Source organism: Flavobacterium difficile, assembly GCF_011392115.1.
Lineage (GTDB): Bacteria > Bacteroidota > Bacteroidia > Flavobacteriales > Flavobacteriaceae > Flavobacterium > Flavobacterium difficile.
Genome location: NZ_JAAJBT010000008.1, coordinates 64335 through 81430, shown reverse-complemented (window position 1 = coordinate 81430; position 17096 = coordinate 64335). Strand labels below are relative to the sequence as shown.

14 protein-coding genes and 1 tRNA gene are annotated in these 17096 nt (G+C 32.3%); 8 read left to right on the top strand and 7 right to left on the bottom strand.

Features of this window, described 5'->3' with window-relative positions:
- Positions 1-604 precede the first annotated feature (604 nt).
- From folE to scpA, 5 genes are all read left to right on the top strand, one after another.
- A complete protein-coding gene (gene folE, locus G4D72_RS12260; RefSeq protein ID WP_166078015.1) occupies positions 605-1285 on the top strand; it encodes a GTP cyclohydrolase I FolE in 681 nt (226 codons plus the stop codon).
- 102 nt (positions 1286-1387) lie between these two features.
- On the top strand, positions 1388-1999 hold the full coding sequence (gene udk / locus G4D72_RS12255; RefSeq protein ID WP_166078014.1) for a uridine kinase: 612 nt from the start codon (positions 1388-1390) through the stop codon (positions 1997-1999).
- Positions 1999-2352 (top strand): FtsB family cell division protein, encoded by a 354-nt coding sequence (locus G4D72_RS12250; RefSeq protein ID WP_166078013.1) that lies wholly within the window; start codon positions 1999-2001, stop codon positions 2350-2352. Before udk ends, G4D72_RS12250 begins: the two co-directional genes overlap by 1 nt.
- A 149-nt stretch (positions 2353-2501) precedes the next feature.
- On the top strand, positions 2502-3863 hold the full coding sequence (locus G4D72_RS12245) for a methylmalonyl-CoA mutase subunit beta (RefSeq protein ID WP_166078012.1): 1362 nt from the start codon (positions 2502-2504) through the stop codon (positions 3861-3863).
- A gap of 3 nt (positions 3864-3866) precedes the next feature.
- On the top strand, positions 3867-5990 hold the full coding sequence (scpA, locus tag G4D72_RS12240) for a methylmalonyl-CoA mutase (RefSeq protein ID WP_166078011.1): 2124 nt from the start codon (positions 3867-3869) through the stop codon (positions 5988-5990).
- A 104-nt stretch (positions 5991-6094) separates the two neighbouring features.
- Here scpA and G4D72_RS12235 read toward each other — a convergent pair whose 3' ends face one another.
- Positions 6095-7723: an amidohydrolase gene (locus G4D72_RS12235; RefSeq protein WP_166078010.1), complete on the bottom strand. Its 1629-nt coding sequence runs from the start codon at positions 7721-7723 to the stop codon at positions 6095-6097.
- Between the two features lie 250 nt (positions 7724-7973).
- Positions 7974-8876, bottom strand: coding sequence for a glycerophosphodiester phosphodiesterase family protein (locus G4D72_RS12230; RefSeq protein WP_166078009.1), 903 nt, complete (start codon positions 8874-8876; stop codon positions 7974-7976).
- Between the two features lie 320 nt (positions 8877-9196).
- Between G4D72_RS12230 and G4D72_RS12225 the strand changes: the two genes are divergently transcribed.
- A complete protein-coding gene (locus tag G4D72_RS12225; RefSeq protein ID WP_166078008.1) occupies positions 9197-9904 on the top strand; it encodes a hypothetical protein in 708 nt (235 codons plus the stop codon).
- A 2-nt stretch (positions 9905-9906) separates the two neighbouring features.
- Here G4D72_RS12225 and xerA read toward each other — a convergent pair whose 3' ends face one another.
- The 5 genes from xerA to G4D72_RS12200 all read right to left on the bottom strand — a co-directional run bounded on the left by xerA (position 9907) and on the right by G4D72_RS12200 (position 13357).
- On the bottom strand, positions 9907-10809 hold the full coding sequence (gene xerA, locus G4D72_RS12220; protein ID WP_166078007.1) for a site-specific tyrosine recombinase/integron integrase: 903 nt from the start codon (positions 10807-10809) through the stop codon (positions 9907-9909).
- A 127-nt stretch (positions 10810-10936) separates the two neighbouring features.
- A tRNA-His gene (locus G4D72_RS12215) sits at positions 10937-11012 on the bottom strand.
- Between the two features lie 97 nt (positions 11013-11109).
- Positions 11110-11826, bottom strand: coding sequence for a bacillithiol biosynthesis deacetylase BshB1 (bshB1, locus tag G4D72_RS12210; protein WP_166078006.1), 717 nt, complete (start codon positions 11824-11826; stop codon positions 11110-11112).
- 32 nt (positions 11827-11858) lie between these two features.
- Complete coding sequence (locus G4D72_RS12205; protein ID WP_166078005.1) at positions 11859-12932, bottom strand: isochorismate synthase; 1074 nt, start codon at positions 12930-12932, stop codon at positions 11859-11861.
- Positions 12932-13357, bottom strand: coding sequence for a hotdog fold thioesterase (locus G4D72_RS12200; RefSeq protein WP_166078004.1), 426 nt, complete (start codon positions 13355-13357; stop codon positions 12932-12934). The genes G4D72_RS12205 and G4D72_RS12200 overlap by 1 nt, the downstream gene beginning before the upstream one ends.
- Before the next feature lie 235 nt (positions 13358-13592).
- Here G4D72_RS12200 and G4D72_RS12195 point away from each other — a divergent pair, with 235 nt between their 5' ends.
- Complete coding sequence (locus G4D72_RS12195) at positions 13593-15131, top strand: hypothetical protein (protein WP_166078003.1); 1539 nt, start codon at positions 13593-13595, stop codon at positions 15129-15131.
- A 96-nt stretch (positions 15132-15227) separates the two neighbouring features.
- The gene (locus G4D72_RS12190) at positions 15228-17075 is read left to right on the top strand and encodes an endonuclease (RefSeq protein WP_166078002.1); all 1848 of its coding nucleotides are present in this window, start codon (positions 15228-15230) and stop codon (positions 17073-17075) included.
- Positions 17076-17096 lie beyond the last annotated feature (21 nt).

Below are 17096 nucleotides of genomic sequence, written 5' to 3'. Positions count from 1 at the left end.
CTATTACACTTACACAAACTCTAAATTAGGTGTATCTTCAATTGAACTTTTTTAATGCTTATCGCGTCCCGCACAGCGGGAAGGCCGCAGGTTCGAATCCTGCCACCCCGACAAAGGAGATTTCATATTTTGAAGTCTCCTTTTTTTATTACTTCAATATACTTACACTTACTCTTTAGTAAATAAATCAAAATCTAAATATTAAATTGAACTCTTTTAATGCTTATCGCGTCCCGCACAGCGGGAAGGCCGCTGGTTCGAATCCTGCCACCCCGACAAAGGAGATTTCATAATTTGAAGTCTCCTTTTTTATTTCCTTTATCACGCTTACACAAACTCTTAATTAGGTGTATCTAAATATAAATATTTCAATTGAACTCTTTTAATGCTTATCGCGTCCCGCACAGCGGGAAGGCCGCAGGTTCGAATCTTGCCACCCCGACAAAGGAGATTTCATAATTTGAAGACTCTTTTTTTTTTATTAAAACACTTCTAATTGATTAGTTAAATTTTAAATACAATAAGTTTTTTAAAATTTTGTTTAACTTTTTATGTAATATGTTAAACATTTTACTATCTTTGCTTTAGTAAAATATAAAATCACATGAAAGACCCTATAAATTTAAATGGTTTAACTACTTTATCAGTTGAAGAAATTGGTGACGAACATTTATTCACTTCAATAGAAACTCCTCTTAAAAAAGATGCTTTCGAATTATCAGATTCAGAAAAGAAAGTAAAAATAGCTTCTCTTTTTGAAGAAATTATGGATACTCTAGGCCTTGACTTATCAGACGATTCTTTAAAAGGTACGCCTGAAAGAGTTGCTAAAATGTATGTAGAAGAAATTTTTTCTGGATTAAATCCACAAAACAAACCAAAAATCGCATTATTCGATAACAAATACCAATACAATCAAATGTTGTTAGAAAAAAATATTACTTTTTATTCTAACTGTGAGCATCATTTTGTACCAATATTTGGAAAGGTTCATGTGGCTTATATTTCTTCTGGAAAAGTAATTGGATTATCCAAAATTAACAGAATTGTACAATATTATGCTAAGAGACCTCAGGTGCAAGAAAGGTTAACCATTCAAATTGCTAACGAATTAAAACAAGTTTTACAAACCGAAGACGTTGCAGTTATCATCGACGCTAAACATCTTTGTGTTTCCTCAAGAGGTATAAAAGACGAAAGCTCTGCAACTGTTACTACATATTATGATGGTGCTTTCAATAATCCTCAAAAAATAAATGAATTATTACAGCTTATTAATAATTAATTTTCTGGTTACAGATATTTATTAAAATTCTCACTTTTCCTCAAGGTGAGAATTTTTTTTACAGTATATATTTCTATCTTTGCCTAAATTAAACACACATTTATGCTTATCATTGGTATTGCTGGAGGAACAGGGAGTGGAAAAACTACTGTTGTACATCAAATTATGAACGAATTGCCTTCTACGGAAGTAGGAATTATTTCTCAAGATTCTTATTATAAAGAAACTACTAATTTGTCTTATGACGAACGCACCAAAATTAACTTCGATCATCCACGTGCCATCGATTTCGAATTACTAATTCAACATTTAAAAGATTTAAAAGCTGGAAAAGTAATTGACCAACCGATATATTCTTTTATCACACATAACAGAACCGACGATACTATTTCTACACATCCAAGAAAAGTTATGATTGTGGAAGGAATCTTAATCTTTACCAATCCTGAAATTCGCGATTTATTTGACATTAAAGTCTTTGTTCACGCCGATTCTGATGAACGATTAATTCGCCGTTTAAAACGTGATATTGCCGAACGTGGAAGGGATATGGAAGAAGTTTTAACCAGATATCAAACTACGCTTAAACCTATGCATGAGCAGTTTATCGAGCCAACAAAAGCCTACGCAGATATTATTATCCCAAACGACAAATACAACACGGTAGCTATTGATGTAGTTCGTGCGGTAATTAACCAACGTATTGAAAAATAATGTTTAAAAAGTTTCAAATAGTAGTACAAAAAATTCCTTTCCTGAGATTTTTAGGAAACAAGTACTATTTGATTCTTATTGCGTTTATCATTTGGATGTTATTTTTCGATATTTATTCGTATTTTGAGCATCGTTTTCTAAACAAGCAAATCGACGAATTAAACGACAACAAAAAATATTATCAATCGGAAATCTCCAAAGATAGCATCAAAATAAAACATTTAAAAAACGATAATATGATAGAAAAATATGCGCGTGAAAAATACTTTATGAAAAAAGATAGCGAGGATATTTACATCATAGAATTCGAAGAAGATAAAATAAAAGATAGTGTATTGGAAGCAGAACAATAGCTTTTCAATCCACCACAGTCCTGCTATCCGTTGCAATCTTTTTTTTACAACATTTGTCTTATTGAATGGCGCTTAATTACAAAAAAAAGGATTTCCACTACTATCAGGGCTACATAACAAAATTAGTTTTCAAATCAAATAACCAAAGCATGAAAACAAACTTATTCACAGATTTCGAAACCGTTTCCTCTAAACAATGGAAACAACAAATTCAATTTGAACTCAAAGGAGCTGATTATAACGAAACCTTGGTTTGGGAAAGTCCAGAAGGCATCAAAGTAAAGCCTTTTTACCATTCCGACGAAGAAATTACAACCTATACTTCCAATACTAAAGCAACAGAATTCACCATTTTGCAAAACATTTTCGTACACGATATTCAAATGTCGAACCGAAAAGCAAAAGACAGTTTAAGTCGTGGTGCAGAAAGTATACGTTTTACTATCGAATCAGATAAAATTGAAGTGGCCAAACTAATGGAAAATTTACCATTAGAAAACGTAACTTATTATTTCAATTTACCTTTTCTTTCTGTTGAATATGTAAAATTGTTAAACGATTTTGCTTCAACAAATAAGGCTACTTTCATCATTCAAATTGATCCAATCGGACAATTAGCAAAAGACGGAAACTGGTTCGAAAACCTGAATCCAGATTTCGAAAAACTAAACGAAATCGCAAAAAATACAACCAACGCCTTTTTAACCATTCAATCTGGAATTTATCAAAATGCCGGAGCAAATATGGTACAACAATTGGCGTATACATTAGCACATGTAAACGAATATTTCAACCGTATTCCATCTATCAAACAACCTATAACTATAGAAGTTGCTGTTGGTACGAATTACTTTTTTGAGATTGCTAAAATTCGTGCTTTACGCTTGTTATTCAAAACCTTAGCTATAGAATATAATCATACTTTCGATTGTCATATCGTGGCAACACCCACAAAACGTAACAAAACTTTATACGATTACAACGTAAATATGTTACGAACCACAACAGAATGTATGTCGGCCATTTTAGGAGGTGCCAATGCAGTTTCAAACTTAGCTTACGACGCCATTTATCATAAAGACAATGAGTTTGGCGACAGAATTTCGCGCAATCAATTGTTAATTTTAAAAGAAGAAAGTTATTTAGATAAAGTCAACAATCCAGCCGATGGCGCGTATTATATTGAAATGTTAACCGAACAATTAGCCGAAAAAGCGTTAGAATTGTTCAAAGAATTGGAAGTAAATGGTGGTTTCATCACGCAATTGATTGAAGGAACCATTCAAAGAAAAATTTCGGAAAGTGCTCAAAAAGAACAAGATTTATTCGATTCTGGTAAAGAAATTTTATTAGGAACAAACAAATATCCGAATCCAAACGACAAAATGAAACACGATTTAGAGTTGTTTCCTTTCGTAAAAACAAAAGATAGAAAAACGTTAATTGCACCAATTATCGAAAAAAGATTATCAGAAAAATTAGAACAAGAACGTTTAGCTCTAGAAGAATAAGCTATGAGAAAAAACATACAACATATAAAGTTAGAAGCTGGAAGCCAGATGCTGGAAGCAACAGCTATTAGCTCTTTTGAAACAGCCGAAAAAATTAACGTAAAACCAACGTACACTAAAGAAGATATTGCCGATTTAGAACATTTGGGTTTTGGAGCAGGTTTTGCACCCAACTTACGCGGACCTTATGCTACTATGTACGTGCGCCGACCTTGGACTGTTCGTCAATATGCCGGATTTTCTACTGCAGAGGAAAGTAATGCTTTCTATAGAAGAAATTTAGCAGCTGGACAAAAAGGGTTATCAGTTGCTTTCGATTTAGCAACACATCGTGGTTACGATTCTGACCATATTCGTGTACAAGGTGATGTTGGAAAAGCCGGAGTTGCCATTGATTCTGTGGAAGATATGAAAATTCTTTTCGATCAAATCCCACTAGATGAAATGTCAGTTTCTATGACGATGAACGGTGCGGTTTTACCCATTATGGCTTTCTACATCGTAGCTGCTGAAGAACAAGGCGTGGCTCCAGAGAAATTATCAGGAACGATACAAAACGATATTTTGAAGGAATTCATGGTGCGAAATACTTATATTTATCCACCAACACCTTCCATGAAAATTATTGCCGATATTTTCGAATATACTAGTAATAAAATGCCAAAATTCAACTCGATTTCCATTTCAGGCTATCACATGCAGGAAGCGGGTGCCACAGCAGATATCGAATTAGCCTACACACTTGCCGATGGTTTAGAGTATATTCGTACTGGTTTAGCAACAGGTATGAAAATTGATGAATTCGCTCCTCGCCTCTCTTTCTTTTGGGCAATTGGTATGAACCATTTCATGGAAATTGCCAAAATGCGTGCCGGTCGAATGCTTTGGGCGAAACTTTTAAAACAATTCAACCCAAAAGACGAAAAATCGTTAGCTCTAAGAACACATTGTCAAACTTCTGGTTGGAGTTTAACTGAACAAGATCCGTTTAATAACGTGGCTCGTACCGCAATTGAAGCGGCTGCGGCTGCCTTTGGAGGAACCCAATCTTTACATACAAATGCCTTAGATGAGGCGATTGCTTTACCAACAGATTTCTCAGCTCGAATTGCGCGTAATACACAAATCTTTTTACAAGAGGAAACTAAAATTTGCAAAACAGTAGATCCTTGGGCAGGAAGTTATTATGTAGAAAGTTTAACTGCTGAAATTACAGAAAAAGCTTGGGCTTTAATTGAAGAAGTAGAAGCGCTTGGTGGAATGACGAAAGCCATTGAAGCTGGAATTCCAAAATTACGAATTGAAGAAGCTGCTGCACGTAAGCAAGCACGTATTGACAGCACACAAGATATTATTGTAGGTGTCAACAAATACCGTTTAGAAAAAGAAGATCCGTTACACATTTTAGATGTAGATAACGATATGGTGCGCAAGCAACAAGTTGCACGTTTAGAAGAAATAAAAGCTAATCGTGATACTGAAAAAGCTAAGAAAAGCATAGAAGCACTTACAGAATGTGCGAAAACTGGAAACGGAAATTTATTAGCTTTAGCCGTAGAAGCTGCGAGAAATAGAGTAACTTTAGGAGAAATTAGTGATGCTTTAGAAGTAGTTTTCGGACGACATAAAGCACAAATTAAATCGATAAGTGGTGTGTATAGTCAAGCAATAAAAAACGACGAAAGTTTTGAAAAAGCCAAACAATTAGCCAACGACTTCGCCAAAAAAGAAGGTAGAAGACCAAGGATTATGATTGCTAAAATGGGTCAAGACGGACACGACCGTGGTGCAAAAGTTGTAGCCACAGGTTATGCCGATGTAGGTTTTGATGTGGATATTGGTCCGTTATTTCAAACGCCTGCCGAAGCGGCAAAACAAGCCGTGGAAAATGACGTACACATTTTAGGTGTTTCTTCCTTAGCGGCTGGACACAAAACCTTAGTGCCACAAGTCATTAAAGAACTAAAAAAATATGGCCGCGAAGACATAATGGTAATTGTAGGCGGAGTGATCCCAGCACAAGATTACCAATATTTATTCGATGCAGGTGCTGTAGCTGTTTTTGGTCCTGGAACTAAAATTAGTGAAGCCGCAATTAGTATTTTAGAAGTGCTTATTGAAGAGTAATACAGAATTATCATGCTGCCCTTAAGCTTAGGGATGTTTCAGTATCTCCTAAAAATTATAAAACACCAACATTATTTTATGTTGGTGTTTTATAATTGAACAATTTATTTTACTCTCTTACCTTTTATATAAACTTGTGTAGGTAAGGTGTATGGTACTTTTTCAATTGGCATAGTCATAATATCATCTGAAAAAATTGTAAAATCCGCCCACTTATCAACTTCTAAACTACCTTTTTCATTTTCTTCAAAATTAGCAAATGCAGCCCAAATTGTCATTCCTTTCAAAGTTTGTTCTCGACTTAATGCATTCTCGATTTGAAAACCATCATCAGGATAATTATTTAAATCCTTACGAGCTACTGCGGCATAAAATGTTAACATTGGATTTACTTCTTCAATAGGAAAATCAGTTCCTAAAGCTACTAACCCAGCTTTTTCAAGAATTTTTTTGTAAGCATATGAGTTTTTAATACGTTCTTTTCCAACCCTTTCTTCTGCCCAATACATATCTGAAGTGGCATGTGTCGGTTGAATGGAAGGTATAATTCCTTTAGTAAAATAATCGAAATCAATTTCTTTCATTATTTGTGCATGTTCAATTCTCCATCTTCGGTTGGGTTTATTTTTCAAGACTTCACTATAAATTTTCATCAATACAGTATTTGTAGAATCACCAATAGCATGAGCATTCATTTGATATTCAGAATTTGCTATTTGTTTTGCAATATCTTTAATTTCAAAAATTGGTTTTAATAAAGCACCGAATTGTTTGGGTTTATCAGAATAAGGAACGTGTAGACAGGCACCTCTTGACCCTAAAGCACCATCACCCATAAATTTAAAAGAACGAACATTCAATTTATCGGTTTTATAGATTCCTTTTTTTGTATAATATTCTAAATTTTCTTTTGTTGCTTTAACCATTGCATAAATATTTAAATTTAGAACATCTGATTTTTGCAAACTGTCGATTAACTCAATAACATCTCGTTCTAAACCTGCTTCATCTATTGTTGTAATTCCAAAATTAAACACTTCTCTTTCAGCATCTTTTAGAGCTTGAATTTTAGTTTGTCGGTTGGGTTCAGGGATAATTGAGCGAACTAAAGCCATGGCATTATCAATTAAAATGCCAGTCATTTTACCATCTATAACTTCAACTTCACCGCCTTCAATTATTGTTTCCTTCGTAATACCTGCTAGCTTAAGTGCTTTTCCATTTACTAACATGGCATGATTATCAATTCTGGTTAAAACTACTGGAATATTAGGAAACAATTCATCCAATTTTTCTCTTGTCGGAAACTCTTTGTAAATCCAATCATTCTGATCCCATCCTTTTCCTTGTAAAAAATCTTGTTTCTTTTCCTTTTGAAAAAAATTCAAACGCTCAATAATTTCTTCAAAACTTTTTGTGTTTTTTAAATCTACAATTTGTTTGTCAAGTCCAAATCGATATAAATGCGCATGAGCATCATAAAAACCTGGATAAACGAATTGATTTTTCGCATCTATTATTTCTTTTGCCTCAAATAGATTCTCAATTTCTTGATTTTTCCCTATATAAACAATTTTCCCTTTGTGAACTACCATCGTCTCGACAATTTCAAAAGTATCATTTACGGTATAAATCTTGGCATTCTTGACGATTAAATCTGCATTTTGTTTTTTAGTGGCACAAGATGATAAACTGAGTATAATCAATAAAAAAATTATTCTAAAAACATTCATTTTATTAAGTTTAAATTTCTTGTTTAAAGATAGTTACTTACCATCAAATAAAAAAACCACTTATTGAATAGTTTCACACTTATTGAATTCTGTATAGCTAACTTACTAATTTTTAATTTCTAACGGAATCAAAAATAATTAAAGCATATTATAAAAATTATACGATAGAACATAAAAAAAACCAGCAATTTAGCTGGTTTTATCACGTTTCTTTTAAGTGGAATAAATCCATTTATCTTCAAAAATAAAATTAAAACTTCTTCGTTAACTTTTCGTTTTTACAATAAAGTTCCATCTGTTTTGCAACTTCTGCTGGTCTGTCGCTAGAAATAATCATCACCCCTGTCTTTACTATATCGTAATAAATTGCATCTCCATTGGCTAGGGCACTTTTATCGATATTTCCCATTGTTCCAGATATACAACAAATTCCTTTAGACTTCATGTAGGTCATTGTTTCCTCTTTTGGGAAAGAAGTTCCGATAAAAGCAATCATGTTTTCAGCTTTTACACCTAAGGCTTCCATACGTTCCACATCTTCTTTTCCTCTTGCCGAAACTGAAAGTAATAAATCTGGTGCTAAAGTTGCTACTTCTGCAGCTTGATTCGCGTTATATGTAATTACAATTGAGTAATTTTCAGCTTTATTTCTTCGAATTACATCTATAACCATTTTAAAGGGAACACCTCTTTTCACATCTAAAGTATAAACTACTTTTCCTTTACCCCATTTTAAAACCTCATCTAAAGTTTCAATTTTATAAGGCGTAACATTCCCTTCATTATCTTTAAGAAATAAACTTTGCAATTCTTTGTATGTGTAGGAATTTATTGGACCAGTGCCCGTTGTCGTACGATCTAAATTATTATCGTGCATCATCACTAAAATAGAATCTTTCGTTAAGGCAATATCCGTTTCAATTACAGCTGGGTTCTTCTTTATTGTGTTTTCAAAAGTTGCTGTGCAATTCTCTGGAAAATTTGTAGTCGGTCCACCTCTGTGTGCACTTACTAGTGGATAAAAATTTTCATTTCCACTGAAAAATGACTTAAATTCTTTAGCATTCTTAAAATCAATGTTGTGTGTTTTGTTTTGACAAAATGCGGTCAATACAAATAAAAAGAAAACGATTGTTGAGGTTGTTTTTTTCAAAATAATAGATTTTTAATTTGTAGCAAAAGTATTAAATACACCCTTGTTCACATGAAATAAAATGTTAATTAATAAATAAATTTTATTTCCATTGTTTTATGAAAAATTTAAAATAATGATATAAATTACAAGTTTATTAGAAAAAAAATGATTTTAAACGATAATTATTACATTTTAACTATTAAAACGGTTTCGTATCGAGTTTATACAACCTTTATCGAATATAATTTAAACTTCAGAAAATAAAAAACATCTTTGTACCATTAAAACCCAAATTTACATCTTAAACTTTATTAGTTAAGTTTAAATAATTATTAGCAATGAAAAAAGCAAAATTATCCTTTTTATTCGTCCTTAGTTTCTTATTTAGTAGTGCTCAGGTAGGAATAAATACTACGAACCCAACTCAAGAACTAGATGTAAATGGAAATATAAGAATTAGAGGTTTAATGAATCCAAACAATATGACCACTCAGGTTTATGTTCGCCCAGATGGAACATTGGTTAATAGTTATTCTGATCCATCTGCACCTGGCACTAAATTTGTTGGTTTTTTAAATTCAGACATTTCATTAGATCAAGATTTTAACTTTAAAGAAATTGTATTATCAAATGAATTAATTGATGTAAACAGTGAATATAATGGTACAACAGGAAGGTATTCGCCATTATTTACTGGATATTATAAAATTTCTATGGATTTTGATATTGGAGATTATTCAAATGACGAGTATGATTTAGATATTTTAATAGGACTTTGGGATTTTACGACAAATAACTGGGTTTTAAGAAGAACGTTCAAACACAGAGATAATAATAATAGTACAATGACTCCTGGTAGAAATGAAAGTTTTGGTATTTCTAATTATTTACAACTAGAGAACGGACATTCTTACGGATTTAGAATTTTTAGTGATTACGATGCATCCATTGTAGCAGGACAAAGAAATGCTAAAGTTAAATATCAGAATAGTGGTTCCACTGGAACATCACTATCAACAAGTTTTTCTATTGAAAAAGTACTTTAAACTTATTTTCCTCTTGGATGATAACTTTGCATTACTTCTGCCAAGAATTTTCTATCTAAATGCATGTAAACTTCAGTAGTAGTTATAGATTCGTGACCCAACATCAATTGAATAGACCGTAAATCAGCACCATTTTCTAATAAATGTGTGGCAAAAGAATGTCGGAAAGTATGTGGTGAAATGTTCTTTTTTAAATCAATTTTCAAAGCTAAATCTTTGATAATTGTAAAAACCATAGCTCTAGTTAACTGTTTTCCTCTTCGATTTAGAAATAAGGTATCTTCATGCCCTTTTTGAATAGGCAAATGCGAACGAATGAAATTTTTATAATTAAGAATTAGTTTTTGAGTGGGTAAACCAATAGGAACAAAACGCTGTTTATTCCCTTTTCCTGTGACTTTAAGAAAACCTTCTTCGAAAAATAAATCGGAAATTTTTAAAGTAACTAACTCGGAAACCCTTAATCCGCAACTATATAATGTTTCTAATAAAGCTTTGTTGCGTTCGCCTTCAGCAGCAGTTAAATTAATAGCATTTATTAGCAAATCAATTTCTTGAGTTGAAAGTGTATCTGGTAATTTTCTACCTGTTTTGGGCACTTCAATTAACTCTAATGGAGTGTCTTTTCGATAATCTTCAAAAATTAAATAATTGAAAAAACTTTTTAATCCAGAAATTATTCTCGATTGGCTTCTCGCATTTACTTTATTGGAAATAGAATATATAAAATGTTGGACTTGCTCATCAGTAATTTTTATTGGCGAAACTTCAATATTATTTTCAGATAAAAAACCAACTAATTTTTCAATATCGAAACTATAATTTTCAATCGTATTAGAAGATAAACCTCGTTCTAATCTTAGATAATTTTGATACTCTTTAATATAAGTTGTCCAGTTTGGCATTCCCGTTTAATTTGTGCTAAGATAAAAATTTTAAACTATAAAGACTTAAGGAATTTTATAAGTTAGAGATACATTGCACAAAACAATTAAACATAAAAAAAGCCTTACATTTCTGTAAGGCTTTTAAGGGTGAAAGACGGGTCTCGAACCCGCGACCTTCGGAACCACAATCCGACGCTCTAACCAACTGAGCTACAATCACCATTTGATTTTTTACTAACTTCAACACAGATTATGTTTCATTTAGCGAGTGCAAATATAGTACTTTGTTACATACTGCAAAAATATTTTTTTACTTTTTTATATTAAATCACTTAAACTGTTGACAGTCAAATATCTTTCAACTGTAAATCCTTCCGCATACTCTACTCCTACTAGCCTTCCCAAGTCCATCGCACGATATTTTACACTGTCTAAAAAGTTTTTAGAAGTGATTGGTGTAGTAGGTTCCGTAGAATTTGGATCGTAAAATTGGGTTTTATACGCCATAACCGATTCCATTTTTTTATCCATAAACCCAGAAATATTTACTACAAAATCAGGTTCAATGTTTTGCCATTGGATGTAATGATACACTAACTTTGGGCGAAAGTGCATTTGTTTTTCTCCATTTAACGCTGTTTCTATTTTAACTAATCCTGATAAAAAACAAGCATCGCTAACCAACTTACTACCTTTTCCATGATCGATATGTCGATCAGTAACTGCATTACACAAAACTATATCAGGTTGGTATTTACGAATCATTTTAATGATTTCTAATTGATGAGCTTCATCATTTATGAAGAAACCATCTCTAAAATTCAAATTTTCACGTACATGAACGCCTAAAATTTTTGCAGCATCAGCAGCTTCCTCATCTCTAGTCTGTGCGGTTCCACGAGTTCCTAGTTCGCCTCGTGTTAAATCGATAATACCGACTTTTTTACCCAAATTAATTTCTTTGGCAATTGTTCCTGCGCAACCTAACTCTACATCATCTGGATGTGCACCGAATGCTAATATATCTAATTTCATTTTTTTGTTTTAAAAAGTATTTGTTTATGAATTTAAAAGTTTTTCGAATACTTTAAAATACTCAAAATTGTTTTAGCTTTATTTTCTGTTTCTATAAATTCTTTATGGGGTTGACTGTCTTTTGTAATTCCGCAACCCACATAAATATTGATGTTAAATTGATTTTTAAGATTGAAATTTTCATTACAGTTGACCAATTCACAACATCTCAAATTTACGAATAAATTGGTTTGTTCTTGCATTTGAAATTCACCTAAAAATCCAGCGTAATATTTTCTATTATAATTTTCACTTTCTAAAATAAAATTCCTAGCTTTTTTTAAAGGCATTCCACATACTGCAGATGTTGGATGTAGCGCGTTAATTATATCTAATTCTGTTGTATCTGACTTTAATTTACCTGAAATATCCGATTTTAAATGCGCTAAACTCCCTGCTTTTTGAGTATATGAAGCTGAAATTTCTAAAACCTCAACTAAATTTTCTGTGCTACTTTTGATGTAATCAGTAACCAATTGTTGTTCTATAATTTCTTTTTTATTCCAAATTATCGCTTCTGAAAACAGTTGTGTTCCTGCTAATGCAACGGTTTCAAAAGTAGTATTTCTAATTTTGGCTAATTGCTCAGGTGTAGCGCCCATCCACAAACCAACTTTTGGGTGAAACCATAAATATCGAAAAGCTGTTGGGTATTTTAATAGTAAACTTTGATACGATTTTAATACATCAATCGATTCAGAAACTTCTATTTTTCTGGATAAAACTACCTTTTCAAATGTTCCCTTTTCGATTTCAAAAACCGCGTTTTGAACTAAATTTTCAAATAATATTTGAGCATTTTCATCATTTCTATTTTCAAAATGAATGAAATTTTCATCAGGATTTAGATTAATTTCTTCTTGAAAAACTTCAGAACTAAATAAAGGAAAAACTATATTTAATTCGTTATAAAAACTTGCAAAAACGAATCCAGGTTGACTTTCAAATGCATTTAAAATCGCATCCTTTTGAAAAACAGCATTCAAAATTGTTTCATTTGGTTTGGCATACAGCACAAAAGGCAATTGATTTTGAAAAAATAAAGCAGCTTTATCAAACAAATTCATTATCTATCTCTTCTTGATAAAACCATATTCGACAATTTACACAAAGAAATTAATTTGTCATTTTCATCTACAATTCTAATTTCCCATAAGTGTACACTTGCCCCTTTATGAACAATTTTAGCTGTGCAAAAAACAGTTCCTTCTCTCTTACTTCGTAAATGATTGGCACTAATTTCTATACCACGAACTTCTTGTTTTTCAGGATTAATCAACATTAATGAAGCTGCGCTACCAACACTTTCTGCAAGGGCAACAGTTGCACCACCATGTAATAAACCCATTGGTTGATGTACTCTAGAATTCACCGGCATCTTCGCTTTTAAAAAATCTTCTCCAGCATCGATATATTCGATTTCAAGAGTTTCCATTAAGGTGTTTTTAGACCAATCGTTACAAAGTGCTAAAAACTTTTCTTTATTAAACATAAATACTTATTTTTACAAAGTTACAAATTTATATTTCAGATATAAATATACCAAAACGAAGATTTTTTCGTTTTTAAATAATTATAAGTAAACATAGCTAAGAATTCTCGAATTAAATGTCTGAAAAAACACGCTGTATCGACTATTTCGATCAGTCATTCGAATTAAATTTCTGTTTTAAGATTGTAAAAATCGGCAGTTCGTGGCAAATAAAAAACATAAATAAAAAATAAAAATGCGTCAATTTATACTAATACTTGGATTAATTATTACTTTTTGTTTCACATCTTGTAGAAACGAATTAGATTTTGAACAAAGTGTTGGGACTTTATCTTTTTCCAAAGAAACGGTTTATTTAGATACTGTTTTTACAAATATTGGCTCTAGTACTTATACACTAAAGGTTTACAACACAAGTAATAAAAACATTTCAATTCCTAGAGTTCGATTAGGAAAAGGTCAGACTTCAAACTATCAATTAATGGTAGATGGTGTACCTGGAAAAGAATTTGAAAATGTAGAACTTTTGGCTAAAGACAGTATGTTTGTTTTCATTTCTGTAAATTCTGATGTGGCAGATGCGAATCCAACCGATTTTTTATATACCGATGAAATACAGTTTGGAAACGGAGTCGATTTTCAGAAAGTTAATTTAGTGACTTTAATTCAAGATGCCGTTTTTATTTATCCAGAAAGATCTGGGAGTCCGAATAATTACACGTATGAGCAAATTAATTTAGGAACAACTTCCGATCCTGTTACGATTACAGGAACTAATTTGAGTCACACCGACCCTATTAATGGCGACGAATTACATTGGACCAACGCAAAACCCTACGTAATTTATGGTTATGCAAAAATACCAGAAAATGAAACTTTAGTTGTAGATGCTGGTGCAAGAGTGCATTTTCATGCTGATTCTGGATTAATTGTGGCCGATGATTCACATTTAGAAGTCAATGGAACACTATCTTCCACAGCTGCTTTAGAAAATGAAGTAATTTTTGAAGGCGACAGATTAGAACCTATTTATTCTGATGTTGTTGGACAATGGGGAACTATTTTCTTTTTAAAAGGAAGTAATGCAAATAGCCTAAACCATTTAACTATAAAAAATGCAACTGTTGGTATGTTAGTTTCTGGAAATGATGGTACTAGTACGCCAACTATAGCTATGAAAAACGTTCAAATTTATAACTGTTCCAATGTTGGAATTTTAGCCCGAACTGGAAACATAATTGGTGAAAATGTTGTAGTTAATAATTGTGGGCAAGCAAGTTTAGCTTGTACTTTTGGTGGAAGTTACGATTTTACGCATTGTACTTTTGCGAATTATTGGAATGCACCTAATCAAACTTCTTTAGTACTTGATGACTTTGATGGCGCTAGTTTATATGCTTTAACAAAAGCTGATTTTAAAAACTGCATTTTTTATGGTTCAAGTAATATTGGTATTTCTATAGAGAAAGCAGGAAGTATTTTTAATTATAAATTTGATAATTGTTTGATTAAGTTTATCGATTTTAATAATCAGTTTGGAAATAATCCACTTTACAATTTTAATGATGTTTCAAAATATAGTTCTTGTATTGTAGCCACAAATTCGAATAGTAATAAACCTGAATTCGAAAATACAAATAAAAACAACTTTAAGTTAAAAGAAAATTCTGTCTGTAGAAACAATGCTAATTTTGCTTTTAATGTATTTACAGATTTGGCAGGTACCGTAAGAACAAATCCTTCAGATATAGGTGCTTTTGAATTTTTACCTTAATTTTTTTTTGTAAACAACTCTGTTAATAATTTGGTTTTCAGTTGATTTATATTTCTTACAATTTTACTAATTTTGGGCAAATCTAAACAACTAACAATGAAAAAAATTACACTTTTAATGGGGTTATGCTGTTTTTTTACAGGCTTTTCCCAAGCTCCAGCAGGCTATTATTCCACAGCTACTGGAACAGGTTTTACTTTAAAAACGCAACTTTATAACAAAATTAAAGGACATACAGACAGAGGCTATGCCGGACTTTGGACTACATATTCTACATCCGACAGAGATCATCAAAATGAAAATGACAATACGATTTTCGATTTATATTCTGAAAATCAAACTGGAGCTGATCCTTATACTTTTATTTACAGTACCGAACAATGTGGAACTTATTCCGTTGAAGGGGATTGTTATAACAGAGAACATATGATTCCGCAATCGGTTTTTAACTCTGCTGCTCCAATGGTTTCCGATGCGCATTTTATTCCACCAACAGATGGAAAAGTAAATGGTTTACGTTCTGATTTCCCTCACGGAATGGTAGCCATTGCCTCAACAACCACACAAAATGGAGGTAAATTAGGTACTAGCGCTGTATCGGGTTACAGCGGAACAGTTTTTGAACCTGCAAACGCCTTTAAAGGTGATATAGCTAGAATGTATTTCTATTTCGCCACTAGATATGAAAATACTGTTGCAAGTTATACTTATGCTATGTTTAACAGAACAAGTAATCAGGTATTTACAACTTCCTTTTTAAATATGCTTTTAACATGGCATGCCAATGACCCAGTAAGTGCTAGAGAAATTGAAAGAAATAATGCCATTTATGCCAGACAAGGTAATAGAAATCCTTTTATTGATAATCCAAGTTATGTTACTGCAATTTGGGGTGCTGCACCTGGTGGCGGAAGTACGGACACCACTGCGCCAAGTATTCCATTAAATTTGACTTCCAATGCTAAAACTAGTACTTCCGTTTCATTAACATGGTCAGCTTCAACAGATAATGTTGCTGTAACTGGATACGAAGTATATAGAGGAACTACTTTAGTTACTACAACAACTTCTACAACATATAACGTAACAGGTTTAACGGCTTCTACAGCTTATACCTTTTCAATTAAAGCAAAAGATGCTGCTGGAAATAAATCAGCTAGTAGCGCAACACTTTCTGTTACAACAAATGCAGCTACTACTCCAACAAAAACTGAACTTTATTTATCTGAGTATGTAGAAGGATCTTCTAATAATAAGGCTCTAGAAATTAAAAACGAAACAAGCGCATCAATTTCTTTGGCCAATTACAGTATCAAAAAGCAAACCAATGGCGCTGGAGCTTGGAGTACAGGTTTAACATTAACGGGAACTTTAGCAGTAAATGGAAAATATGTAATTGTAAATAGTGGAACAGCTTCAACTTGTTACAGTACAACAACTGCTAATTTATCAACTGCAGCAGGCGAAATGACATTTAACGGTAATGATGCAATAGGCTTATTCAAAAACGGAGTTTTAATAGATGTTATTGGAACTTTTAATGGTGGAACAGCCAATTTTGGTGCCGATGTAACTTTAAGAAGAAAAGCAACAGCTACTACTCCAAAAGCAACTTATGCAGCTGCTGATTGGGATGTTTTAGGTTTAGATGCTTGTTCTGGATTAGGAAACAAAGTTAGCTTAGGAAACGAAAAAGAGACACTAAAAAACTTCACAGAAATAAGTGTTTTTCCCAATCCAAATAATGGAAATTTCACCATTCAATTTGATGTAAATTCAGAAAATAATACTGTTGAAATTTTCTCCATTTTAGGTCAGAAAGTATTTGAAAAATCTGGAATAAAAACCAATACAATTGAAATTTCAAATTTAGAAAAAGGTGTTTATTTCATTAAAGTCAATAACCAAAATACTACAAACAACAAAAAGGTGCTTGTAAACTAAAATTTAGAGCGGTTTTTACCG